The organism is Streptomyces sp. NPDC005962, from assembly GCF_040629205.1.
Classification (GTDB): domain Bacteria; phylum Actinomycetota; class Actinomycetes; order Streptomycetales; family Streptomycetaceae; genus Streptomyces.
In genome coordinates, this window is the sequence record NZ_JBEXVE010000027.1 from 110932 (window position 1) to 134080 (window position 23149).

Annotated in this window: 27 protein-coding genes; 6 read left to right on the forward strand and 21 right to left on the reverse strand. The window is 67.1% G+C overall.

Annotation, left to right across the window (positions count from 1 at the left end; genetic code table 11):
- Positions 1 to 11 precede the first annotated feature (11 nt).
- Complete coding sequence (locus ABZ370_RS33840; protein WP_358628799.1) at positions 12 to 731, forward strand: GntR family transcriptional regulator; 720 nt, start codon at positions 12 to 14, stop codon at positions 729 to 731.
- A gap of 81 nt (positions 732 to 812) precedes the next feature.
- Complete coding sequence (locus ABZ370_RS33845) at positions 813 to 1229, forward strand: hypothetical protein (protein WP_358628802.1); 417 nt, start codon at positions 813 to 815, stop codon at positions 1227 to 1229.
- Positions 1230 to 2111: 882 nt separating this feature from the next.
- Here ABZ370_RS33845 and ABZ370_RS33850 read toward each other — a convergent pair.
- From ABZ370_RS33850 to ABZ370_RS33860, 3 genes are read right to left on the reverse strand one after another with little or no spacing between them, the layout of a single operon-like run.
- Positions 2112 to 2918: a siderophore-interacting protein gene (locus ABZ370_RS33850; RefSeq protein ID WP_358628805.1), complete on the reverse strand. Its 807-nt coding sequence runs from the start codon at positions 2916 to 2918 to the stop codon at positions 2112 to 2114.
- Between the two features lie 33 nt (positions 2919 to 2951).
- Positions 2952 to 3884, reverse strand: coding sequence for a PDR/VanB family oxidoreductase (locus ABZ370_RS33855; protein ID WP_358628808.1), 933 nt, complete (start codon positions 3882 to 3884; stop codon positions 2952 to 2954).
- Between the two features lie 42 nt (positions 3885 to 3926).
- A complete protein-coding gene (locus tag ABZ370_RS33860; RefSeq protein WP_358628811.1) occupies positions 3927 to 4556 on the reverse strand; it encodes an MSMEG_1061 family FMN-dependent PPOX-type flavoprotein in 630 nt (209 codons plus the stop codon).
- 213 nt (positions 4557 to 4769) lie between these two features.
- Between ABZ370_RS33860 and ABZ370_RS33865 the strand changes: the two genes are divergently transcribed.
- From ABZ370_RS33865 to ABZ370_RS33875, 3 genes are all read left to right on the forward strand, one after another.
- Complete coding sequence (locus ABZ370_RS33865; RefSeq protein ID WP_358628814.1) at positions 4770 to 5390, forward strand: TetR/AcrR family transcriptional regulator; 621 nt, start codon at positions 4770 to 4772, stop codon at positions 5388 to 5390.
- A 114-nt stretch (positions 5391 to 5504) separates the two neighbouring features.
- The gene (locus ABZ370_RS33870) at positions 5505 to 6338 is read left to right on the forward strand and encodes a class I SAM-dependent methyltransferase (protein ID WP_358628817.1); all 834 of its coding nucleotides are present in this window, start codon (positions 5505 to 5507) and stop codon (positions 6336 to 6338) included.
- A 43-nt stretch (positions 6339 to 6381) separates the two neighbouring features.
- Entirely contained in the window at positions 6382 to 7362 is a 981-nt protein-coding gene (locus ABZ370_RS33875) for a nucleoside hydrolase (RefSeq protein WP_358628820.1), read from the forward strand.
- On the opposite strand, the gene ABZ370_RS33880 is transcribed toward ABZ370_RS33875, so the two are convergent.
- The 16 genes from ABZ370_RS33880 to ABZ370_RS33955 form a co-directional block, all read right to left on the reverse strand.
- Positions 7340 to 7879: an N-acetyltransferase family protein gene (locus tag ABZ370_RS33880; protein WP_358628897.1), complete on the reverse strand. Its 540-nt coding sequence runs from the start codon at positions 7877 to 7879 to the stop codon at positions 7340 to 7342. The two genes, ABZ370_RS33875 and ABZ370_RS33880, sit on opposite strands and share 23 nt — an antisense overlap.
- A 272-nt stretch (positions 7880 to 8151) precedes the next feature.
- Entirely contained in the window at positions 8152 to 8823 is a 672-nt protein-coding gene (locus ABZ370_RS33885; protein WP_358628823.1) for a hypothetical protein, read from the reverse strand.
- 557 nt (positions 8824 to 9380) lie between these two features.
- Positions 9381 to 10346 carry a phosphotransferase gene (locus ABZ370_RS33890; protein ID WP_358628826.1) on the reverse strand — a complete coding sequence of 322 codons (966 nt, stop codon included), beginning with the start codon at positions 10344 to 10346 and terminating at the stop codon, positions 9381 to 9383.
- 357 nt (positions 10347 to 10703) lie between these two features.
- Positions 10704 to 11612: a hypothetical protein gene (locus ABZ370_RS33895; protein WP_358628829.1), complete on the reverse strand. Its 909-nt coding sequence runs from the start codon at positions 11610 to 11612 to the stop codon at positions 10704 to 10706.
- A 221-nt stretch (positions 11613 to 11833) separates the two neighbouring features.
- Positions 11834 to 12421: a pentapeptide repeat-containing protein gene (locus ABZ370_RS33900; protein ID WP_358628831.1), complete on the reverse strand. Its 588-nt coding sequence runs from the start codon at positions 12419 to 12421 to the stop codon at positions 11834 to 11836.
- Between the two features lie 242 nt (positions 12422 to 12663).
- Positions 12664 to 13305, reverse strand: coding sequence for a hypothetical protein (locus tag ABZ370_RS33905; RefSeq protein WP_358628833.1), 642 nt, complete (start codon positions 13303 to 13305; stop codon positions 12664 to 12666).
- Positions 13306 to 13498: 193 nt separating this feature from the next.
- Entirely contained in the window at positions 13499 to 14317 is an 819-nt protein-coding gene (locus ABZ370_RS33910) for a hypothetical protein (RefSeq protein ID WP_358628835.1), read from the reverse strand.
- An 87-nt stretch (positions 14318 to 14404) separates the two neighbouring features.
- Positions 14405 to 14854, reverse strand: coding sequence for a hypothetical protein (locus ABZ370_RS33915; RefSeq protein WP_358628837.1), 450 nt, complete (start codon positions 14852 to 14854; stop codon positions 14405 to 14407).
- 211 nt (positions 14855 to 15065) lie between these two features.
- Complete coding sequence (locus ABZ370_RS33920; RefSeq protein ID WP_358628839.1) at positions 15066 to 15419, reverse strand: hypothetical protein; 354 nt, start codon at positions 15417 to 15419, stop codon at positions 15066 to 15068.
- A 21-nt stretch (positions 15420 to 15440) separates the two neighbouring features.
- Positions 15441 to 15719 carry a hypothetical protein gene (locus ABZ370_RS33925; RefSeq protein WP_358628841.1) on the reverse strand — a complete coding sequence of 93 codons (279 nt, stop codon included), beginning with the start codon at positions 15717 to 15719 and terminating at the stop codon, positions 15441 to 15443.
- A 78-nt stretch (positions 15720 to 15797) separates the two neighbouring features.
- Positions 15798 to 16094: a hypothetical protein gene (locus tag ABZ370_RS33930; protein WP_358628843.1), complete on the reverse strand. Its 297-nt coding sequence runs from the start codon at positions 16092 to 16094 to the stop codon at positions 15798 to 15800.
- Between the two features lie 466 nt (positions 16095 to 16560).
- On the reverse strand, positions 16561 to 17190 hold the full coding sequence (locus ABZ370_RS33935; protein ID WP_358628845.1) for a SitI3 family protein: 630 nt from the start codon (positions 17188 to 17190) through the stop codon (positions 16561 to 16563).
- 62 nt (positions 17191 to 17252) lie between these two features.
- Positions 17253 to 17897 carry a hypothetical protein gene (locus ABZ370_RS33940; protein ID WP_358628847.1) on the reverse strand — a complete coding sequence of 215 codons (645 nt, stop codon included), beginning with the start codon at positions 17895 to 17897 and terminating at the stop codon, positions 17253 to 17255.
- Positions 17898 to 18190: 293 nt separating this feature from the next.
- Positions 18191 to 18838 (reverse strand): pentapeptide repeat-containing protein, encoded by a 648-nt coding sequence (locus ABZ370_RS33945; protein WP_358628849.1) that lies wholly within the window; start codon positions 18836 to 18838, stop codon positions 18191 to 18193.
- Positions 18819 to 19310, reverse strand: a complete 492-nt coding sequence (locus tag ABZ370_RS33950; protein WP_358628851.1) for a hypothetical protein — start codon at positions 19308 to 19310, stop codon at positions 18819 to 18821. Before ABZ370_RS33950 ends, ABZ370_RS33945 begins: the two co-directional genes overlap by 20 nt.
- Positions 19311 to 19467: 157 nt before the next feature.
- The gene (locus ABZ370_RS33955) at positions 19468 to 20478 is read right to left on the reverse strand and encodes an FAD-dependent oxidoreductase (RefSeq protein ID WP_358628853.1); all 1011 of its coding nucleotides are present in this window, start codon (positions 20476 to 20478) and stop codon (positions 19468 to 19470) included.
- 35 nt (positions 20479 to 20513) lie between these two features.
- On the opposite strand from ABZ370_RS33955, the gene ABZ370_RS33960 reads away from it, so the two are divergent.
- Positions 20514 to 21047, forward strand: coding sequence for a helix-turn-helix domain-containing protein (locus tag ABZ370_RS33960; protein ID WP_358628855.1), 534 nt, complete (start codon positions 20514 to 20516; stop codon positions 21045 to 21047).
- A gap of 88 nt (positions 21048 to 21135) precedes the next feature.
- Here ABZ370_RS33960 and ABZ370_RS33965 read toward each other — a convergent pair whose 3' ends face one another.
- Positions 21136 to 22740 (reverse strand): cation acetate symporter, encoded by a 1605-nt coding sequence (locus ABZ370_RS33965; RefSeq protein ID WP_358628858.1) that lies wholly within the window; start codon positions 22738 to 22740, stop codon positions 21136 to 21138.
- Positions 22737 to 23120 carry a DUF485 domain-containing protein gene (locus ABZ370_RS33970; RefSeq protein ID WP_358628861.1) on the reverse strand — a complete coding sequence of 128 codons (384 nt, stop codon included), beginning with the start codon at positions 23118 to 23120 and terminating at the stop codon, positions 22737 to 22739. Before ABZ370_RS33970 ends, ABZ370_RS33965 begins: the two co-directional genes overlap by 4 nt.
- Positions 23121 to 23149: the final 29 nt, after the last annotated feature.

Here is a 23149-nt window from a genome sequence, read left to right on the forward strand (position 1 = left end):
TGGGAGCAGCAGTGACGCAACTGAAGTACGAGCAGATCGCCGATCACCTCCGGGCACGTATCACTGAAGGCGAGTTCGGCCCCGGCGATCTCCTCCCGTCCGGACGGGAACTCACCGCGCAGTTCGGCGTGTCCCGGGCGACGGTCGTCAAGGCGATGGATGTCCTGCGGAACGACGGCGTAGTCGTCGCTCGCCAAGGCGCGGGCTTCACGGTGGTCGAGACTCCGGTGGCGCGCCCGGCCGGACGCCGGCGCACAACCGATCGGGTGACGGAAGGGCGCCCCTTCAAGCGCTTGGGCGCACCGACGAAGGAGGCGCCGTCCTCTCAGATCGCCGACGCAATGGGGCTCCCTGAGGGTGCCCATGCCCTACGCCGGGCGAGGCTCGTACTGCTCGACGAGGGCGACCCGTACACACTCGTTGCCGCATGGTTCCCCATGGACGTCGCCGACGCGTGTCCGCGTCTCGGCATGAAGGGGCCGATCGCAGAGGGGACCACGAACTACGTTGCCCGCTGCATCGGGCGTACGCCGGTGAAGGGAGTCGACGTCTACACCGTGCGGCTGGCAACGAACGAAGAAACGGAGCTGCTGGGGCTGTCGCAGCCCGCGGCGGTAGCGGTTGCCCTGCACACGGCGTACGACTGCGACGGCCGTGCCCTGGTCTGCGAGGAGGGCGTGACGCCGGGCGGACTCTGGGAGTTGACGGACCGCTACACGATGGGGTCATAGGGTTGACGAACGGCTTGACTGGACCGGTCAACCGGTCCAATGTGAGGCTCGTATTCACTCCCTCACACGCTGGAGCCGACCATGACGATCGAAGCCGAGCAGTGGATTCCACCCACCGGACCTGACCCCGTGGCCTTACCAGCAGGCCAATGGTGGGACGCCGTCCGGGCAGAGGAGAGCATCGGCGAACGGACCCTGGCCCTTCTCGGCAACGAATCCGGGTCCGTCATCCAGGACCGCTGCAACACCTGCTACTGGCTCATCCCGTGCGGCACCGCCAGCTCCTGGAACCTGCGGCAGGTCCACATCCTCACCGCAACCGAAGGCGTCTCCACCTACCTCGGCGTACCACCCGCCGACCGACTGGCCCGACCCGGCACGCACTGGCGCGTCCCGTACAGCCGCGACCACTACCTGACCGACCCGTGGCACCTGTACAAGGCCCTGGTCCACGCCGTACTCACCAAGCCCGACACCAGCACGGACGCAGCCCGGTGACGCCCCAGGTCTGCACCCGCTGCCAACAAACAACCAGCGAACCGGTCATCGTCGCCATCGGACACAGCGCGAGCGCCGGAGGCCACACCCTCTACGCCTGCCCCGGCAAATGCGCCGCCACCTTCCCCAAACAACGAGACCCGTTCCACGACACACACAATGACCGCACCCGCCCGCGGCCGTAACACCAAGGCCGAAACGGCATGGCGCACGGCCCTCGACCACGCCGCAGACTGCCCCGACTGCCGACCACCGAGCAAGGGCTGCGAGACGGGCCTCGCCCTCCTCCACGCACATCACGAAGCGTGGACCAAGCTGCACGAACAGCCGCACCCGAGGACTCCCGGAAATTCCCTGGACCACCACGCGGACCCAACCAGGACACGCGCAGGACCAAGCCCCTCGGTAACATCGCCTACTCGGTCGACCTCGCAGCCCTCACCGCATTCCCGGCCCTGCTCCTGACGTACACATACGCCACCGCCAAGCTTCCATAGCCCCGGCCATGCCGAATCTGAGCGCCAGCCGGGCGGGCCACGGCAAGGCCAGTCACCGAACCACGGAGCACCTCGGAAGAAGCCGGGCCACAGAAACCACCCGGAGCATCTGGCACCCCAACTCAAGGTTGACGAGCCGCCAAAGGTAAAGCGCCACGCCGACAAGACTTCATCCGAGATAATCAGAACGACAAACCAATGGGCGATTTGCCTGTGATGCGAGGAAGGCAAACTTTGCACCGGATTTCACGAAAGTGATTGAAACCGAGCCTCCAGCTAGATAAAGCACCAGGTCAGTTCCTGTGGTCCCCGCGCACGCGGGGCTGGTCCGGTCATGGGCCGGCTTCTGGAGGGCCTGGCAGTGGTCACCGACAGGCGGCGCAGGTCAGCCGGGGCTGGGGCGGCCGTGGCGCCAGTAGCCTTGGAAGGCTACGTCCGGCTTCGGGACTCCCCCGGCGCGTACCAGGTGGCGGCGTAGGCCGGTGGCCAAGGCGGACTCTCCGGCGACCCAGGTGTAGGAGCGGCCCGGGGGCGGGGGCGGGAGGGCCTTGGCTGCTTCCAGGGCGAGCCTGCCGGGTGGGGTGTTCGCGTCGTCGCGAGGCACCCAGTGGACGCGGGCGCCTTCGGGGGCGGTGAGGTGCGGGCGGACGTCCGCGGTGGTGGGTACCTCCAGGACGACGTCCGCGGCCAGTGACGCGGGGGCGTGTTCGAGGATGGCCAGGATCGCGGGGACGGCGCTCTCGTCTCCGACGAGGAGTTGCCGTTCGGCATGAGGCGGTGGCAGGTAGGAGACGCCCATGTCGAAGATGCCCGCCGGGTCTCCGGGCCGGGCGTGGCGGGCCCAGGTGGAGGCGGGGGTGTCGCCGTGCAGGGCGAACTCGATGTCCACTTCACCGAGTTCTGGACGGGCCTGCCGGATGGTGTAGTTGCGTACCCACGGTCGGCGGGATTTCGGCAGGAGGAGCAGTTCCGCCATCCACGCCTCGTTGGAGAGGGTCGGCATTCTCAGCCGGTCCTGCCCTTCGCGGGGGAAGAACAGCCGTACGGTCTGGTCGAAGCCCATGGGCTTCAGGTGTTCCAGCTCGGCGCCGCCGAGCGTGACGGTTGAGAAGTTGGGGGTCGGCTTCGTGTTTCCGCGCACCTCCAGCGTGATCATTCGCCGCGTTTCGGGGGCGCGCACCTTTGGCAGCATGGCTGGTTCGGTTCCCTTCGCAGTGGCTTGCGGTCAGAGGTCCACGACGAGCCGGGGGGACCGGGCGCGGGAGACGCAGGCGTACATGCGGCCCGCGGGGGCGCCGATGTCGTCGCGGTGTTCGGGCTCGCCGTCGACGACGGTGACCTCGCAGCTCCCGCAGACACCTTCGCGGCATCCGGACGGCACCGGGTATCCGGCGTGGGTCAGGACGTCCAGCAGTGATTCGTCGGGCGGCACCTGAACCGTCCGACCGGACCGGGCGCACACTGCCTCGAACGGTGTGTTGGGGGCGAACGTCCTGGTGGCCGGTTGGAACCGCTCCACGTGGAGCCGCTCGGCGGGGAACGTGGCCTCCGCCGCCGCGACCATCGGCGCGGGGCCGCAGCAGTAGACGAGGGCGCCGAGGGCGAGCGCGGAGGCCAGGGCGGCGAGGTCGGGCCTGCCCTGTCGGCGGGTGTCGACGATCCGTACCCGATCGCCGTGGAGTGCGCGCAGTTCGTCGGCGAAGGGCATGGTGGCGGGCGACTGGCCCACGTACACCAGGGAAGCCGGGACGCCCGCCTCGGTCGCCGCGCGCAGCATCGGCAGGATGGGGGTGATGCCGATCCCCCCGGCGAGGAAGAGGTATTCCGGAGCGGGTACGAGCGGGAAGTGGTTCCGCGGCAGCGACACCTCAAGGGCGCGGCCCCGGCGCAGAAACCGGTGGACGTACTCCGAACCGCCCCGGCTGAGGGGATCGTGGCGTACGGCGACCCGGTAGGAGTCCCGGTCCGCCGGGTCCCCGCACAGCGAGTACTGCCGGGTCAGCCAGTTCGGCAGGGCCAGGTCGATGTGGGCTCCCGGCTCCCAGGGGGCCAGCGGGCCGGTGGCGCCGCGCAGAACGAGGGAGACGACGCCCTCGGCGACCTGCTCGATGTGGTCGACGGTGGTGTGTTGCGTGCGCGTGCGCTGCGTCTGCTGCATCGGTATTCACCTTGTGGCGGGGCGTTGCGTGGCATGGCGTGGTCAGTAGAGCTTTCGGTAGCCGTCCTGGAGGTTGCGTTCGAGGAGGGCCGGGTCGATGTCGAGTCCGAACTGCACGGCGGCGATCTCGCCGACCGACGGCATCTCGTCGGCGAGGGCCTGGCTCGCGGGGTCCCACAGGCGGGACCGGATGAGCGCGCGGCCGCAGTGGAAGTACGCCTCCGCCACCTCGACGACGATCGCCAGCTCCGGTGTTCTGGCCTCGGTCCGCATCCGGGCCAGGACATCGGGCTCGTCGGTGGGATAGCCGCGTCCGTTGACGCGCAGTGTCTCCCGCAGTCCGGGGATGAGGAAGAGCAGCCCGACGCCGTCGTTCTCGGCGAGGTTGCGGAACGAGTCGGCGATCTTGTTACCGGGCCGGTCGGGAATGGCGAGGGTGTGTTCGTCGAGGACCTTCACGAACCCCGGGTAGTCGCCACGGGGCGAGCAGTCGGCACGCCCCGCCGCGTCCGCCGTGGCGAGTGTCAGGAAGGGCGAATGGGCGATGAAGAGGCGGAAGTAGTCGTCGATCCGGTCTTGGATCTTGGCCTCGACCATGGCTTCGGGTTCCCCGAGCCGGGCACGGACCTCGGCGGGCGACATCCGCCGGGGGCGGGCAGGGGCATGCGTCATGAAGGCTCCTTCCGGGATGACGGGCGAGAACGGCGGACGAAAACGGCGGACGAGAACGGCGAGCGAGGACGGGGCGTGAGGGCGACGGACGAGGACACCAGGCGTGCTCCCGGCGACGTCTCCGAAACCGCTCAGCCGCAGCTCATGGCATCATTGTGAGCAATCATTCAGGTTCTGCGCCACTCGCTTTCGCGGGGCCGCCCAGGAGGTGTCATGCCGTCAGGCCGACGCGGACTTCAGCCACGTAAACAGCCCCGCCAGGCCCGGGCCGAGCTCACCCGGCAGCGCATCCTCGCCGCCGCTGCTCACGTTTTCGGCGAGTACGGCTACGCCGCCGGGACCACCAACCGCATCGCCGAGCAGGCCCGGATCTCGATCGGCTCGCTGTACCAGTACTACCCGAACAAGGACGCGATCCTGGTCGAGCTGGTGACCCGCCACCTCGATGCCGGGGTGGCCGTCACCAGGGACCGCCAGGGCGAGGAGCAGCCCGAATCCCTCGAAGGGATCATCCGCGGATTCGTACGCGCCGTGATCGAGAACCACCTCGACGACCCGCAGCTGCTCCGCGTCATGTTCGAACAGGGCCCACGGTCGCCCGAGTTGCTGGAGAGGGTCGCCGTGCACGAGCGCGAACGGGTCGCCTACACACAGGAGTTGCTCGAACGCCACCCCGAGGTCCGGGTCGAGGACACGTACGTCGCCGCCCGGCTCACCGTGTCCGCGGTCGAGCTCCTCATCCACCAGCTCATCGCGGCGCCCGACTCCATCGACACCACCCGGCTGGAGAACGAACTCGTCGCGATGCTCACCCGCTACCTCACCCTCGGATAGCCCCAGGCCCGCATCCCCGCGCCGGACCGCCGGACCGCCAGGGCCCACCAGTGAGGTCCGCTTTTCTGACCCGTTTCGGCTTTCCTCACCATTGGTGCCTGCGATAGTGAGCCCATGACCGACGCGTACGAGCGGATGATGCGGGCCAACCAGTCGAACTGGGACGCCCGGACCCCCGTCCACCTCGCCAGCCGGTTCTACGGGATCGACGGGGTCGACGGCGAGCCCGACCCGTCCCGCTGGTTCGCCCCGTGGGAATGGGACGACCTCGGCGACCTGGCCGGACGCGACGTACTGCACCTGCAGTGCCACCTCGGCACGGACACCATCGCCTTCGCGCAGCGCGAGGCACGGACCGTCGGCCTCGACTTCTCCGCGGCGTCCGTGGCGGCGGCCACCGGCATCGCGGCGCGCGCGGGCCTCGATGTGACGTACGTGCGGGCCAATGTGTACGACGCCGTGGAGGCCCTCGGCGGGCGGCGGTTCGACGTCGTCTACACCGGCAAGGGCGCCTTGTGCTACCTCCCCGACCTGGACCGCTGGGCCAGTGTCGTCGCCGAGCTGCTGCGTCCCGGCGGCCGCTTGTACGTCGTGGAGTTCCATCCGCTCCTCAACGCGCTGGGCCCCAAGCCCGCCCCCGGAGAGGGCCCCGAACTCCTGCTCCGCAACGACTACTTGGGCGGCAGCGGCCATGTGCACCGCGACGCGACGCACACCTACACGGACGGCCCGCCCGTCGAGGGCGCCACCGACAGCTACGAGTGGATGCACGGGCTGGACGAGGTCGTCAACGCCCTGACCGGAGCGGGTCTGAGCATCCGGCGGCTGCGCGAAAGCCCCGAGCTGCCCTGGCCTCGCTGGCCCCACATGGCCCCCACCTCGTCCGGGTGGTGGCAGCTGCCGGAGCCCCGAATCCCGCTGCTGTACGGGCTCCTGGCCTCCCGTTGAGCGATGCCACGCACCGCGTCAAACGCCGGCAAGAGGAGATCACATGCCACCCGCCACTTCCCCGCGCCTGTCCGTCGTCATCGATACGGACCCCGGGGTGGACGACGCCTGGGCGATCCTGTTCCTGGCCGCCCAGCCGGACATCGAGATCGTGGCCGTCGGAGCCGCGCACGGCAACGTACCCACCGCCGTGGCGGCGGCCAACGCCTTACGTGTGCTCGACGTCGCCGGGCTGGACCACGTACCGGTTGCCGTCGGGCACCCGACTCCGCTCCAACAGTCGTTACAGACATCCGAGTTCGTCCACGGCGACGACGGCCTCGGCGGCAACGCCGGGCCCGCGTCACCGCGCCGGACCAGCCCGGAAACGGCGGCGGAACAGCTCGTGCGCCTGGCCAGGCAACGTCCAGGAGAGCTGACGTTGCTCGCGCTGGCCCCGCTGACCAACATCGCCCTCGCCCTGCGCATGGAGCCCGGCCTCCCCCGCCTCCTGCGCCGCGTCGTGGTCATGGGCGGCGCGTTCCGTGTTCCCGGCAATGTCACCGCCTGGGCCGAGGCGAACTCCGCCCATGACCCGGAGGCGGCGGAAGAGGTGCTGCGCGCGGGATTCGACCTGACCATGGTGCCGCTGGACATGACCGAACACGCATGGGCCGACGACATCTGGCTGAAGCGGATCGCGGACGCGGCCACCCCGGCGGCCCGCTTCGCGTCCTCCGTGCTCGACACCTACGTCGCCCTCTACAGCAACGCCCGCGGCACCGCCGGCTGCGTCCTGCACGATCCGCTCGCCGCGGCCATCATGGCCGACGAGTCCTTGGCCACCTACGAGGAGTACCAGGTCATGGTCGAGCTCGCGGGGCATACGCGGGGCGCCACCCTGCTCGACGACCGGAAGTTCGACATCCCCCAAGGAGGCATCCCCGACCAACGGCCGCCGGTGCGCATAGCCGCCACCGTGGACGCCGCCACCGCCATGGACCGCATCCACCGCGCCCTGGTCACCCCTGAGGCCGACCGCTGAGCTCGTCACCGTAAAGGGGCCGCTGCATGAGCAGCGTGTCGACCCAACGGCCGTGCTTGTGGCCGACGGCCGTCAGCCGCCCGGCGTCAGTGAACCCGAAACGCCGGTGCAGCGCGGCCGACACATCGCTCCCGGTATCGGCGATGACCGCGATCATCCGCCGTTTCCCGGCCCGGGTGGCTTCGGCGATGAGGGACTCCAGCAGCGTGCTGCCCAGCCCCCGGCCGGTGGCGTCGGGGGCGAGGTAGATCGTGTCCTCCACCGTGTGCTGATACGCGGGCTTCGGCCGCCAGGGACCGGCATACGCGTACCCGGCCACGACCCCCGCCACCTCGGCCACCAGGAACGGCAGCCCCCGAACGGTAAAACCATCCAGCCGCTGCTCCCAGTCGGCGACGGTGGGAGGAGTGCTGTCAAAGGTGATCACGGTCTGCTGGACGTAATGGGCGTAGATGTCGGCCACGTCCTTCAGATCGGCGCGGACCACCGGCCGGACGACCGCTGAGGTCCCTGCCATCGCTGCCTCGTCTCGCCACGTCATGCGCCCGAGCGTAGTTCACGACGCGCAGCGGCCAGGAAGACAAGCGACATAGGCGTACGAGCGGTTACCGGCCCCACCGCGTCGAACCTGGTCCCACGGAGCGTAGGGTCCCGCTTTCCGTATCTCGCGAGGAGCCGACTGCCCTCCGGCCGCGCAGGCCGGAGGGCAGGTTACGAGCGGTGTCCTTCGCCTCTGGCGCCGACAGCACGAGCACGACACCGCCCCATCAGTCGTCCGTGGGACAAAATCTAGAACAGACGGTTGATGCGGAGCGACAGGTAGCAGCCGCCGGCGCGGCCGTCGGTGTCGTCGCTCACTGTCACGGAGTGGCCCTCATAGGCCGTGTCGTAGGTGTCCTTCGGGCGGTAGTTCTTGCACTGTCCCGAGGCGTCGGCGCCGCCGTCGCCGTAGAACTGCACATCGAGGCCGATGTCCGAGCGACCGGACAGGGCGAAGGTGAGGTTGCACCAGCCCGCTCGGCCGTCGGTGTCCACCCGGATGAGGTCGCCGAACGTCTTGAACGGCTTGATCGGGATCGTCTTCGTGCCCCCGTTCTGGCACTGGCTGTCGTCGCTGCCGGGCTCCGCCTCCCAGGTGTAGGTGGCGTTCAGGCCCGCGAGCGAGTTCGACGGATCGTAGATGCCGAAGGCCAGCTGGCAGCCGCCCGCGCGATTATCGGTGTCCAGGCGGATGGCAGTGGTCCAGTCGGGCGCGGTGACCCACCGCTCCGGCGGATTCGTCGGCCCGTCGCACTGGCCGTCCCCGTCGGGGTAGAACCGAACGCCCAGTTCGGGCGCGGCGCTGGCCGAGGACGACGCAGCGCTGGCCGACGTGGCCGACAGGCCGGTCACCATCAACAGGCCGACCGCCAGCGCGGACGCCATCCGGGCCGGTCTACTGCCCAGCTTCAGTTTTCTCACGTATGTCTCCCAGGATGTCTTCGCTTGATCCGGAAAGGGTGCAGAACCGTTCCATGAGCGTGAATGGCCATCACTGAGTGCGGATTGGTGCGATGGAGCAGAGACGAACAGAGGAACCCGACGTAGCTCAGGCGGGCGAAGGCGGAGTGAAGCCCTCCAACCAAGGCGCAGCGCCGACAGCGCGCGGCGACGACGGCAGAATTATCCAGGGCACATCAGGACACGCAGCAGGCCGATATCGGCCAGGTAAAAAAGACTCTGAGCCCCGCCCTGGACGTTCGCGCCAATGCACCGCGCGCCCATTGAGGTCCAACCGCCACTGAGCGTGGAGCAGCTGTGCCAGGCACTCTCGACTCACCGAGGGCGGAACAGCGAACTTCGCCCGTTCCCCTTGCCTACGCCCGGCCCGATGGGACTGTGGCTCGAAACGACTCTCAGGGGGCGATCCGTCGCACACTTCAACGGCGCGTCTACGACTCCGAGGAGAAGCGGGAGGCGGAGCCACTTATTTGAGCGGTGAACGACGAGGTCGGGGCCGCGCCCCGGACCGCCTTGGCTCAGCCCAGCGCGTCCATCAGCGCAGCGACATAGGCATCCAGCCGCTCCTCCACGGCTCGCGTCGTCAGCTCTGCCCTCCCCGCCTCCCGCCATGACCGCGCCACCACGTGCATATCTTCCGAGAACGCCAGCCCGTCGCGCACCTGCCAGTACAGCCGCTCGCTCGCGGCCGCGGCCAGCACCCCGCCGGCCTCCTCATACGACTCAGCGAACCGCAGGCCCCACGCCGGGCCGTGCAGCAACGCGAGATTGGTGGAGCAGTGCGCCACATCGAGATCCGCCGGGCCCCAGGAGGTCGCTGCCCAGTCGACGACGCCGGTGATCCGGGCACCCGTCGGACCCGGAGACGGCACGTCGTCGAACAGCACGTTGCCTGGGTGGAAGTCCCGGTGCAGGAATCGCCCCTCATAGGGCGGCCGGGGCTTGCGAATCACGTCGATCGCCGCGGCCCACGCCGCCGCGTCGGCGCCCTTCGGAACCACGACGGTGTCGGCGGTCGTCAACGCCACATACACCCGGGGCCGTTCGGTGGGTCGCACCGCGTGGATCGCCACGAGTTGACGGGCCAGCAGAGGGACGCGCGTCTCCAATCCCTCATCCTCAAGGACCGTCCGGCCCGCCAGATGTGTCATAAGGAGCGACGGATACTCGCAATGCGCGGCGGTCGGATCAACCCCGACCAGCCCAGGAGCCGACACGCCGGTCCCCGCGAGCAGGGTCAGGGCACCAGCCTCCCTGTTCAGCCCGTCCTCGGCGTGCCCCACGTAGAACGGGTCGACGAAGCTCCGCAGCACCAGGTCACGGGTGCCTCCGTCCCGCGTGCCGATGGTCAGCCTCCGCACTTCGGCAGTGATGCCGCCGTGCAGCGCCTCGGTTCTGACAACCCGCTCACCGACCTCCAGGTGTCGGCTCACCCAAGCCAGTGTCAACGGCCGAACAGCGCCCGCCTCATCGTGGTTGGTCACCGTGCCACCCCATCATCCGGACGGCGGCACGCGCGACAGCTTTATTGGAAGCGATGGCCGTACGGCTCAGCCAGAATCCCCACCGGCACGAGGCGGACCGTACGGACCGTAACCAGCACCGACGCCCACCCGACGATCTTTCCCCGAAGCCCAGCAGCAGCCCCATCACACAGCTGGGCCCACCTGATCCGCGCCGGACATTGCCTCACCACCTGCGGAGACCCCGGCAAGTCGCGGTGCTCGGGCTGGAGCCACGAACACCCCGGACTGGCAGTTGTCGGCGTGTATCCGTCAGGTCGCCATCTCAAGATCGCTTCACGACCTTGAGCAACATCTCAAACACGCCATACTCTTTGGTCACGATTCCCACGGCATGGGCTCGGGGCGGCGGTACCACCACCAGGCCTTTTGCACCGAGCCAGCGGTGGGCTCATCGAGGTCGTCAACGACAACATGTTCTTCGTCTTCGACGGTCAGCTCTTTATAGAGGCTGTCGACCTTGTCGAGGTACCTCTTGCACAGCAATGCCACGTTTTCCGGGAGTTGGCGCAGGCACCCTTCGATATCATCGCGATATCCGAGCGTTTCCCGGTAGAATTCCAAGGGAAACCAACCAGATGGCCCCCAATTACCCTCAGTCCGCCGAGCCAGTTTCTCCCATGCACCCAGATAGGAGCCAGCGACGCGCACCACCTCAGCCACCTCGGCCGCGGCAGCAAGGTGCTCCGGTCCGCCGTCAGAATCCGCCAGAGCCTTGAAGGCTTCCGCAAAAGAATCAGAGAGCGGCATTGCGATTTTCTGCTCGCGCACTACTTCTGGCAGATGCGCTACCGGAACATCCGGCAAGTTTTCGATGAATGCCTCAACTGCCGTGACCGTGAACGAGGGATCTTCATCCTCTGTCTCATCCAGTCGGGCTCGGGTCACCACTCCTTCCGGGGTGACCAGAGAGTGCGCACTGATGGGGCTCTCCTGCGGCGGGTAAAGAACGGGCGTTCCGATCCGCCGAGCCAGGGCCGCGCAGAACTGAGCTTCCGTGGGCTGGTGTTTCACCGAGTCCTGAGCATAGATATCCAGCGAAAGGGACACGTTACCGTAGACCCGCGAACATTCACAGGACACCAGTGCATCCCAGTACCGATTTCCCTGATCACCATCGGCGTCGGCGACATCTACTTCCATCACCGGGACCTGGAAAATTTCTGCGAGAGCTTCAGCCATGATACCCGGGTCACAGCTATCAACTAGAAAGATGTTGTACGTCATGGCGCGTAAATCCCGTTGCAGATGGCAAGAGCCTTTTCGGCGACTTCCGGGTCGAACCAATTCCAGATGTCGTGATGGACGGCGAGAGTGACCGTCGGCCCGAGGGATCGGGTGACACGGCGAGCTCGACTAGCCGCGGCCCCTCGTGGGCCGTGCCTCGCGCTCGGCCAGCCCGAACCCCTCGCCAGGGCCCGGGGCTCCCCCTCTCCTTGGTCGGTGTTTCAGCGTCCTCTCGGATCTAGCACACGCACGTCGGCACCCCTGGCCCCGAGCCAGCTTTCGAGTTCATTGCCCGCCAATGTATGAACGACGTCGTCCTGCACCACTTCCATCGGCCCGAAGATCGAACCGGTCATGTCGCGGAAGACCGTTGAGTCATCGACCCGAGCCTTGAGGGCGTTCTCGTCGAATACGGCGCCGGTGAGATCGGCTCCGCAAAGGTTCACGTCGAGGAGCGAGGAGTTGGCGAACTGCGCCCCGCGCCACCACGAACCGGCGGCATCGACCTCAAAGAGGGACATGGTGACGAGATTCGCTCCGTCAAGGATCGCGCCGCGCAGCAGAGCCCAGTCCAGATCAACACGCACAAGGGAGACACGTGTCAGGTTCGCCCGAGTCAGGTCGACATCCTGCAGGTTCGAGCGGTAGAACTCCGCTTCGGTGAAGTTCACGCCGGTCAAGGCGGCTTCGGTGAACCACGTGTTGGAGAACTCTCCGCCGGAGAGGTCCGCGCCGATCAGATCCAACTCGATCAGGTTGAGGTCGCCGCCCTCACCCGCGAGCCATTCCCTCAGGCGTTGCGCCGCCACTGGGTCCCGAGGGAATTTTCTTGGTGTCCATTCTCTACGGATACCAGATGACATCATTCTCCCAGCCCCTCGCCTCGATGAGTGCTTTTACCTCATCGATCGCGGAGTGACTTGCGTGGCTTGCGTTGCGATTGTCAACTTCCGTTGCATTTGGTTCGGTGACGGACGAGCCGAGTGCCGTGGCGGCCCAACCGCCATCGGTCACGCCGACTTGCCAGCCCGTGAAACGGAACAGCGCCCGTTCACAGGCGGTCCGTGAGGTCGGGCCCGCGTCCGTCGATGACATCGGGCATTTCGATACCATAGCCCTCGGCCCGTCCGAAGTAAGTTGCGTCGCCCGCCACCGCCGTCGTCCCGAGAAGCGCATCGAGTTCCCCAAGAGCCGCAGCAAGCCTGGGTGCGTTGCGCTTGTAGATTTCCGGGTGTGGAAAACCCCTGAAGTCGAAACGACCCCAGATGTCATGGAAAATTGCCAGGTCAGCCGAGAGATAGCGTTCATCCGGATCGACGCTCAATACGACAAGATCCTGCTCGTGCCGCTCCTCGCCCTCCGCGTCGAACCATGTTCCCCGTCCGGACACAGTGAGGTTTCCGACCTGGGAATCCGGGTACCCCGAAGGCCGGCTTCGCTCAATTCGCTGGGCGAGGTCGACGGGGTCGAGCCGCCCCATCACGGGGAGCGTCGTCTTGATGCCGATGCCGCCGACGCCGTAGACGAACCAGAGCCATTCCACCCGGCGCGGCTCCAAGAGGCCGTGATCCCCCAGCAGCACTGACATGCGCGCCGCTGTGCTCAACGCGGACGTCAGACCGGGCAGCGCGAAGTGGCCCAAGTCCCAACCCCAGGAGGCGCATTCCTCGGGTGCGCGCATCAGCATGGCCATTCGAATTTCCTATTTCATCCTGGTGAGCCCCACGAAACGGTGACCTCCCCTTTGGGCCGGGGCTGCCGACGTGCCCGCCTCTGAGTTGTAGCGAGGCTGCAAACACGTCGTGGTCGTGGTCAAGAGACCGCTGTTCGCGCGGATAGCCGAGCTGACCAGTGTGGCACCGGACTGCGATACCGTCGGCCCCCGGTCATCCAGCCGCCTTATGAGGAGGCGACGCCAGTGAGGCGGTCACCACAACCTGCTCCGCGCACTCGGCCGCACGCAACGCATCACCCACCACCTCGACCAGCCACACGGCGGCGTCCACCGACCACTCCGGCACACGACACGCGAACCGCAGCACGCCGCGCTCACGGCCCTTGTTGTAGCCGTGCTCGCCATCCACGTCCGCCATGCCGGACAAGTCGAGTCGCTCAGCGGCGACTTCGACCTCTGCGATGTCACCGAGCCGCTCTCTGATGGCACCGCTCACCGCCGTCTCCTTTCCCCGCATCGCGGGCCCGACAGCGACGGTGACGCTCACGGGAACCGACGTGGACGGGTCGGTGAGGGCGAACCATCTCCGCATCGCCTGCAAGTCGTCAGAAGCATCACCGACAAGCTCCTGCAGGGGGAGGACCGCATGTAGCCCGGTGAACCGGACGTGCCCGATCCGATTCACCGCGTCCGACAAGATGCGCGTCATGTGAAGGAGCGGGAGACGCGGCTCACGGACATCGATCGGGATCTCCGCCGACATCCACGCCAGCTCTCGGACTTTCCCATCCTGCGCCCAGTCCCCGCCGGCCAGGGCATCGGCCCAGCGTCCTGGGTCCTGGACGATCCTGGCCTCGCCCCACCCCTGGTACTTGTAGGTCCATCCGCCTGTGGAGTACCAACCGTAGGCTTCCGCCCTGCGCATGGCGAGGTCGTACAGTTCGCTGCCGTGGGCGTCACACGTGAGGTGCGACGCCCACGGGTACCGGTCAAGTACCCCGTGCAAAGCAACAAGCGTCTCGAAGTACACGCGATGTCCTTTCTGTGTGCACTCGTTCCCCACTTGACCGGTATCCGTCGGCAGGACGCTGTATCCGGATGCCGGATCGATCCGACGCTAGATGCCGCAGTACTCCGTCCGCGTCTTGGTGGTGAGCTTCGAGTCACCATCCGGGTAGCCGACGATGTCCGCGTCCACCACCGTCCGGAAGTGATTCTTCACGATGAGGTTGGTGCACTTCCAGTTGGCGACCGCCCTCTTGTTGCTTCCACCTCCCGGCGGAACCGTCTTGACTCCCTTGTCAAGATTCTTCCACCCGGAACCGGTCTTGACCTGCAGCCATATGGTGATCTTCGCGTGTGTCGCCGGGCCGTCGTACTTCCTCCACCAGCCGTGAGCGTTGATCGTGCCGCTCACGGTGTGGGAGAAGTGAACGTAGTCTCCCTTGGTCTCGAAACCGTGAATGGGTCCGGCGTCGGTCGTCGCACGGTAGCTGCCCGCACGTGCGTTGTGGTCGTCGGCGTGTGCCGGCACAGCCGTGGCAGCGGTCAGCAGCACGGCCAGCACGGCCGATGCTCCCCCGATACGTATATTCAAAATAGTCCCCCTCGTTTGGTCGCGGTGGCACGCGCCGCGACAAACTCCATCAGCCCACACCACTTCGCACAACTGTTTTAATCAGCAGGCGGTTTCGGGTTTCGCTGGGATTTGAAGGTCGAGTGGGAACCATGCAGAGAGTGCGTTTTGGTGTCACCTGATGTGACGCTCCACCACTTCACTATCGCGCCACCGGCGAGAGATCCACGGTGAACAGGCCCCGCTCGCTGACCCCGAGTATCGCGCTGACCCGCAGCGCCGGCACGCGCTTCTTCCACCGGTCACCGACAGCGGTCCCGGTGACGCTCTCGAGGTCCAGCGGCGACAGCGGTGAGACCCGGTCGGGCAGCCCGGCGCCCGCCACCCTCAACTCAGGTTGCTCGAAGTGAGCCAACGCCCGCGCCACGGTACGCGCCTCGGCCACCGGCATGCCGCCGAGCAGCACGTCCCGCACGACCTCGCCGGACGCCACGTCACGTACGCTCCCGGCGGCCTCGGCCGAGGCGGTGATCACGATGGTGCACAGTGTGGGCACGTGGCTCGTGAGGATGATGCCTCAGCACTCCATGGAGCCGCCGGAGCGGCCGGCCAACAGGTCACGCAGCGGACAGGGGCACCCTTCGAGCAGGGTGGCGCCGTCCACGACCACCAGGAGCACTGGCCCGGGGTTGCCATCGCTGGGCTTGCGCTTGGAAGTGGTGTCGAGCAACACCGCGACGGTCGCATCGGCCGGGCCGCTGCCCACCACGGCCTGGCACAGGCAGTGACCGCGCCACGGCCAGACACGCGCGACGGCCCCCTCAAGCCCGACCGCCTCGCCTGCCGATCCCGACAACCACGGGCACCTGCGGCAGCACGCTCCGCACCCTCGGAATGGCGGCTGCCTCCAGTGCGGGCTCAGCGGAGCCGTTGTTCAGCGGCGGGGCCCAGGACAGATCCGCGTGGCCGACGACGGCCCGCAGGCAGTCAGGCGTGCCCGGATGCCGTTGCCACAACGCGCCCCCGGTGCCGTGGCGCGGTGGACCACCTCGGCCGGGTCGGGATGGGCGGCACGGCGGGTACGGACCTCGGCCGCGTTCCGCGCCGCCACCTCCCGCTCGAACTCCACTACCCGTGCGGCGTGGGCGCGCATGCCGCGGCGAAGTGTGAACTGGTCGCGCAGCCGCTCTTCGAAGCAGTTCCCGAGGAACGTCAAGGGAGCGAGGGCCACGATGGCGGCCTACCGGTAGTCGTGGGTGAGGGCGACGATAACCGCGGCCATCACCAGCGGACCGAGCATGCTGGAGATGCTGAACGGGGCCTTGTCGGCATGCCGAGGTGCGGCGGGGACGATGCTCCGAGGCGGATCGGCCGGGCGGCCACCGCGCGGCGCACGATTGAACGGCAGGGTGCCACCGGGACCGACCTCACGGAGGGCGTTGACGTGCTGAACGTGTCCGAGTCGGTCGCCTGCCCGGCGTTCCACAAGGTACGGGCCGAGTGCCTTTTAGTATCCGGAGGGGCCGACGAGTGCGAGCAACTGCCCATCGGAACGGCGTGGGGCCAGCTGATGGAGGCGCTGCTCAGCAACACAACCGCGCTGATCACCGCTGCGTGCGGAAGTCTCATGAACACGCACGCAGCGGAGTGCCTTACCGGTGATAAGAGCTCAGCGCCTGGGCGGTGCCTATTGGCGGTCACTCGTCGGAAAACACGTGCGTGGTGCGTCGATAGGGCCGGGAGACCGCAGCCAGCCGGTGCGGGGGCCACAGGTCGTCCCGCTCATTCAGACTCATTTCGCCTGAACGGCGCAGCAGCCAGATGACCTCGAACTGGAAGTGCAGCACCGCATCGCCGGCGACCCGGTCCAGTAGGCGGGACGCCAGCCTGATCATTTCGTCCTGCTGGTCGGAGTGCTCACTTGATCTGGCGAGTTCGAACATTACGGATACGTTCGGACTAAACCCCAGATCGGTGAGCACAGGGTGCCGCGGATCTGATCTCTCTTCACCCACGCGAAGCCACAGCCCAGTCGTGGTCACCGTACCTTCGTCGACTAGCAGTTCGGGGGTGACTGACGCGTCGAACAGATCGAGAGACCGGGCTACGTCACACATTTGCCAGGCGACCTGCAACACGGTTTTCTCCGTCGCCACCATGTCGAGACTGTAAGAAATTGACATGCGATTTACCCTTCTCGGGTTCCAGGGAAAGAGGTGCAATATGTTGCCTTCTTCATCGATGGCAACTACCTCTTTGAGTCCTGGGGTTGACCAGTCGCCCCCCCCCAGAGCTATCCCAGGGCCGTCGCGGAAGACAGTAGTCATAGCTCGAACACAAATGACCGTCCGGCTTGTATTATCCGGCCCGGCCTTCGCAGCGGTTCTCGTCAGAGCTTGTCTGTCAGATCGGGGCCCATACCGTCGTCGTGTGCATCCGGGACAGCGATTCCGAATGCAAGAGCACTGCCGAAATGTGTGGGTTCGCCCAATTCTGGCGTCACGCCGAATGCGGAGTTGAGTTCTCGGAGCGCGGCCGCAAGCCGAGGGGCATTCTGGTCATGCACTTCGGGGTGTGGGTGTCCAGAGAAGTCGAACCAATTCCAGATGTCGTGATGGACGGCGAGAGTGGCCGTCGGCCCGAGGGGATCGGGCGACACGGCAAGCTCGACCAGCCGCGGTTCCTCGTGGGCCTTTCCTCTCGCGTCCAGCCACGTCCCCGGGCCCACGACGTGGAGATCGTCGATTTCCGCGTTGGGGAACGCGCTAGGGCGACTGCCGAGCACCTTGTCGGGCAAGCTTGGGTCGTCCAATGGCGTGAAGACGAACAGCGTACTCATGACGCTGATGGCGCCTGAGCCGAATACATACCAGCGGTACTCAAGCTTCGCAGGACTGAGCAGGTCGAACTCCTGGAGCACAGCTGTCATTTTTGCCGCTACGACCAAAGCCGACTCCAGTCCGGGGGGTTCGATATCCTCGAGATCCCAGAACCAGGACCCGCATTCTTTCGGTGCACGCTTGAGTTGAGACACAGTTGTTCCGCCGTACTTCCTTGCTTCGCGCCAGGCCAGCCCCGAACCCCACTCCCCGGACCTCGGGGCTTCTCCTCTCCTTGGCCGACGCTTCAGGGTCCTTTCGGCTCCAGCACACGCACGTTGCCCCCCCCTGGCCCCGAGCCAGCTTTCGAGCTTCTTGTTTCATTCCGGTGAGCCCCACGAAATGGGGCTCACCGAACTTGCCCTTGGGGTAGCGCCGAGTGCAACGACTGTGCCGAGCACTCCGTGGATCTCCTGCATTGCCCTGCCGTGAACTCCGGGGCGTGGCCCTACTGCGGTGTGCGGTACGGAGGAATTACCCGCACCTGCCCACCCCGCTCAGCGATCCATGCCTCGAGTTCGGTGTCGGCCAGCTCTCGGGACGATTCGCCACTGAAGACGGTGACCGGACCGAAAACGGTGCCTGTCAGGCCACGCATGACCGTGGACTCGTCGCATTTGATCTCGAAGATGTTCTCGTCAAGGACGGCATCGGTCAGGTCCGCCCCCCTCATATCGGTGTCGATCAGCGAAGCACCGAGGAACCGCGTTGCACGGAAGCTCGCTCCCGACGCGTCGGTACCGTACAGCGAAGCCCCGACCATGTCCGTCCCGTCGAGCCGCGCCGATCGGAGCACGGCCTCGTCCAGGTTCGCCTTGACGAGATCCGCTCCGGTCAGATCCGCCCCGGTCAGATCCGCCGACTGAAGGTCGGCCCGGTAGAAGGACGCGCCGACAAGTCGCACCCCCACGAGGACCGCATCGGTGAACCATGCCTGCGAGAGGTCCCCGCCCGAGAGGTCGGCGCCCCGGAAGTCGCGTTCCATGCCATTGAGGTTGTATTCCTCCGAGGCGAGCCATTCCTGCAGTTGCCGCGTGGCTTCCGGATCGGCCGGGAGCACAGTCGGCTTCCAGTTCTTACGGATACCAGATGACACGATCTCCCCAACCACGACTTTCAACGACACCCTTGATGCTGTCGATTGCCGCTTGATTTGCGTTCCGAACGTCGATAACAACTATACGTCCACGTTTTTCTATCTGCTTCGCCAGCTGCTTGTTGACCCATGCCTCGTTGTTGGCCGGGTCGTACGCACCCTTGAACGGCTGAGACTTGTCACGCACGTTGTTGAAGGGGGGATAGTCGGAGTGGACGCCCTTGATGTCATAGTACTCGCCGGTTGTTTCGGAATAGAATTCACCCTTGTCGGCCAGCTCCGGGCGACGGATGTCCGCCGGGAGGCGGCCTTTCTCCCGCAGGTCGAGGCCGACTCGAGCCTCATCCATCGATTTGTCATCGATCTGATTCTTGTGATCAGGATCATGCTTCAGGTGATCGAATTCCTCTGGAGCCCGATTTTCGACTTCATCGAGGTGGCCCCAGTGCGCCGCCCTTTCCTCCGCCGTCAACGCCGGAATCGGCTCGTTCGCACGCTCGCCGGGCTCGCCGACTCGGTCGGACCAGTCGGAGGGCTCGTGGCTGCCGCCGTCCGGTCCGTCCCCAGAGCTACCTTCGGCCCCAGGGCCGTCGTGGTCACCACCGCTTGCCCCGTCGTGTGCAGGCGTGTCAGGGCCGCTGCCAGGGTTGTCGGTTGACGGGCCGTTGTGGCCGCCAGTGCACTGGGGGATGGGCGGCGTTTTTGGCGGGCGCCTCGTCGACTCCGGTCAGAGATTCCTTTCCTGTCTCCGGTGCCCATGCCCAGCAGATGAGCCCACCGATGACGAGGACGACGACGCATCCGGTGAGGGCGATATCGACGCCGTACGCGTCCACGACGATGGGCAGCAGGAAGGTGCTGGCCGCAGAGCCCAGACGGCTCGCGGCGACGGCGACGCCGACCCCGGAGGCGCGGAGTTCGGTCGGGAAGAGCTCCGGACGGTGCGCACACGGCCCTTGCCGATGCCGGTGACCTCGGTGTCCTCGAAGATGGTGCCGCCCAGGTTCTCCACGGCGGTGGCGAGGCCGCGGACGAGTTTGCCCGGGGTGCAGCAGGGCACAGTGCGGGGTGTGGACGCCGCCGAGAGTGCCCTCGGCGTTGATCTTCGCCCGGGCCTGTTCGCCGCTGAGAAGTTGCCACTGTCCGTGCACCCCGAACGCTTCCGTGGCCGAGACGGTGGCCTTGGCGCGCGCGAGCTGCGCGGGCGTACGGGCCAGGGACACGAAGCCTTCGGCGGCGAAGTCGCAGTCGACGCCCTCGTCCTGGGCCACCCGCCCCACCTCGGCGACGGTCTCGTTCATCGCTCGCTGCAGGTCGAGGGCGGCCTGGTGCGAGTACAGTTTCCGCACCCTGTCCAGCGAGACGGGGAAGATCGCGGAGCACCAGCCGCCGTTGCGGCCCGAGGCACCGAACCCGGCGCACTCCCGCTCCAGAAGGACCACCCTCAAAGAGGGATCGTCCTTGAGGAGGTAGTAGGCCGCCCACAGGCCGGTGAACCCGGCACCGATGATGGCGACATCGGCCGATGCGCTGCCCGGCAGGGCGGGCCGGCGCGACAAGGTCTCCCGGCTCTCCGCCCACACGGACGCGCCCGCGGAGTTCCGCGCGCCGCGCCCCGTACGAGCCTGGCTGAGCACCATCGATTCCTCCCCGGTGTGGTCGCTGCGGCCCTGGTGTGGTCGCTGCGGCCAGTCTCGAAGCGCGAGGTTGCCCGGGACATGCCCTGCTCGCCTCCCTCACGGCCAAGCTGGGCGAGGACCGCGCCGTCGGTCTGAGCACTCCGCTGGCCGCCAGCTCGCAGGTCTCCGAAGCCGCACGGCAGGCACAGCTCGCCGTCGCCCGAGCCCACGAGTCCGGCACGCCGATGGTGCGCTACGGCACCGACCAGTGCGACAGCGGATTCCTGCCGCACAGCCTCGAAGACACCCGGCAGCTGGTCCGCCGGATACTCGGCCCGGTGATCACGTACGACCGCGACCACGGCGGAGACCTCGTCGCGTCCCTGCGCACCTTCCTGACCAACGACGGCGGCTGGCAGCGCAGCTCGGACCACCTGGGCATCCACCGCCAGACCCTCGTGTACCGGCTGCGCAAGGTCGAGCAGCTCACCGGGCTGAAACCGACCTCGACACGCGGTTCGGCCATGCTCTGGCTGGCCCTTCAGGCGGCGGACAGCGCCCAGCTCTCCCTTGACGAGCTCATGCCCTGATGGTGAGACCTTCACCGGTCCCGCCATACAAACGTATGAGGACAGGACTGGTGCGGGGGTCGGGTGGCGCGGACGAAGCGCCACCGGCTCAGTCGCCGCGAAGCCCCGTGCCCGTTCCGGTGAGGACCCGGAGTTCGGTGTCCGTGTAGTCCGCCCCGCCCGGCTGGCCCCGGTCGGAGACCGAGCCGGCCCAGGCGAGCAGGAACCCCACGGGAATGGAGATGATGCCGGGGTTCCTCAAGGGGAACACCGCGAAGTCCCAACCGGGCCACAGTGCGGTCGGGTTGCCCGAGACCGCCGGGGACAGTGCGGTCAACAGCACGGCGACGAGCAGACCGCCGTAGGTGCTCCAGACCGCTCCCCTGGTCGTGAACCCCCTCCACCACAGGTTGCACAGCAGGGCGGGCAGGATCGCGGAGGCCGCGATGGCGAAGGCAAGGCTGACCAGGAAGGCGATGTTGAGATGCTGGGCGGCCATCGACAAGGCGATCGCCGCCACACCGATCAGCCCGACGCCCAGCCGGGCGACGAGGAGTTCGCTCTTCTCGGACACCTTGCCCCGCATGATCGTCGCACCGTAGACATCGTGAGCCAAAGACGCCGCCGCGGTGAGCGTGAGAGCGGCGACCACGCCCACGATCGTGAGGAACGCGACGCAGGAGACCACCGTGAGCAGGAAGGACCCGCCCAGGCGCTCGGCGAGCAGGAGCACGGCCCGGTTTCCGGAGGCAGCGTCCCCTTCGATGGTCTTCGAGCCGATCAGCGCCGCAGAGCCCAGGCCCGTGATCACCTCGAACAGGGTGAAGACGCTGACCAGGCAGGCCGCCCACGCGGCCGACTTACGGGCTCTGCGTCCGCTGGAGACCGTTCCGATACGCATCAGGACGTGCGGCAGAGCGGCCGCTCCGAGCACGAACGCGAGTTGCAGGCTCACCGAGTCGATCTTGCTGGTGTGGCTGTGGAAGCGGATGCCGGGTTCCAGGAAGGGGTCGCCGAGGCCGCTGTGGAGGACGGCGGAATCCAGCAGGCGCACCGGGCTCCAGCCCAAGTCCGACAGCACCGCCAGCACGATGACCAGTCCTGCGGCGAGGAGAACCACGGCCTTGATGCTCTGCACCAGGGTCGCGGCGCGCATACCGCCGATGACGACGTAAAGGACCATCAGAAAACCGAGAGCTGCCACAACGACCCGCTGGGCGGCGTCTCCCTCGATGCCCAGGACGCTCGCGGCGAGCGCTCCGGCACCGACGAGCTGGGCGGTCAGATACATCAGGCACACGACCACGCTCGCGATGCCTGCCGCCAGGTGCGCGGGCCGGGCGCGCAGCCGCAGGGCGAGGGAGTCGCCGATGGTGAACCGTGCGGTGCTGTGGAACGGCTCGGCGACCAGCAGTACCAGTACGGACCAGGCGACCATCGGCCCCATCACATAGGCGATCCCGTCGTAGCCGGTGAGCGCGATCAGACCGGGATTGCCCAGCATCCCTGCTGCGGACATGTAACTGCCGAAGATGGCCAGCCCGTTGACAAGCGACGGCAGCTGTCGCTGGCCGAGGTAGAACCCGCTCAGTTCGTTCTTTTCGTGGGTGATCGACCCGATCGACAGGAACAGCGTAAGGACGACGCAGAGGCCGAAGACAACGAGAACGGGGAAGGCCCCGCCGGAATCCGGGAGCGCGAGGACAGAGTTCACCGGCGGCTCTCCAGGTGCGGAAAGGAAGCACTGTGACGCTTGACCACGGGCTCCACACAGCGCCTCGCATACCGTACGTACCACAGGACTGCCCAGCCGGTGAACGCCAGTTGGGCCAGGACCAGCGTGAGCCCGATGTTCAGCGGTCCCGCCCAGGTGATCGCCATGACACCGGGTGTCTCGTTGGCCAGGACGACGCCGGCCATCTGGGTGCCCACGACCGCGGCGGCGACCTGGGCCGGACGGCGCCGTACGGCACGCAGATCGCGCAGTGCGCGGGTCTGCCCGGCGCCGGGGAGGGACTCCGGTGACGCGGCGGTGCCGGACCGGCCGTCGTCCAGGGCCAGGTCTTGGCCAGGGGGGAGATCGCGGGAATCCATAGTCGTCCTCGACAGGATGGTGTGCGGAT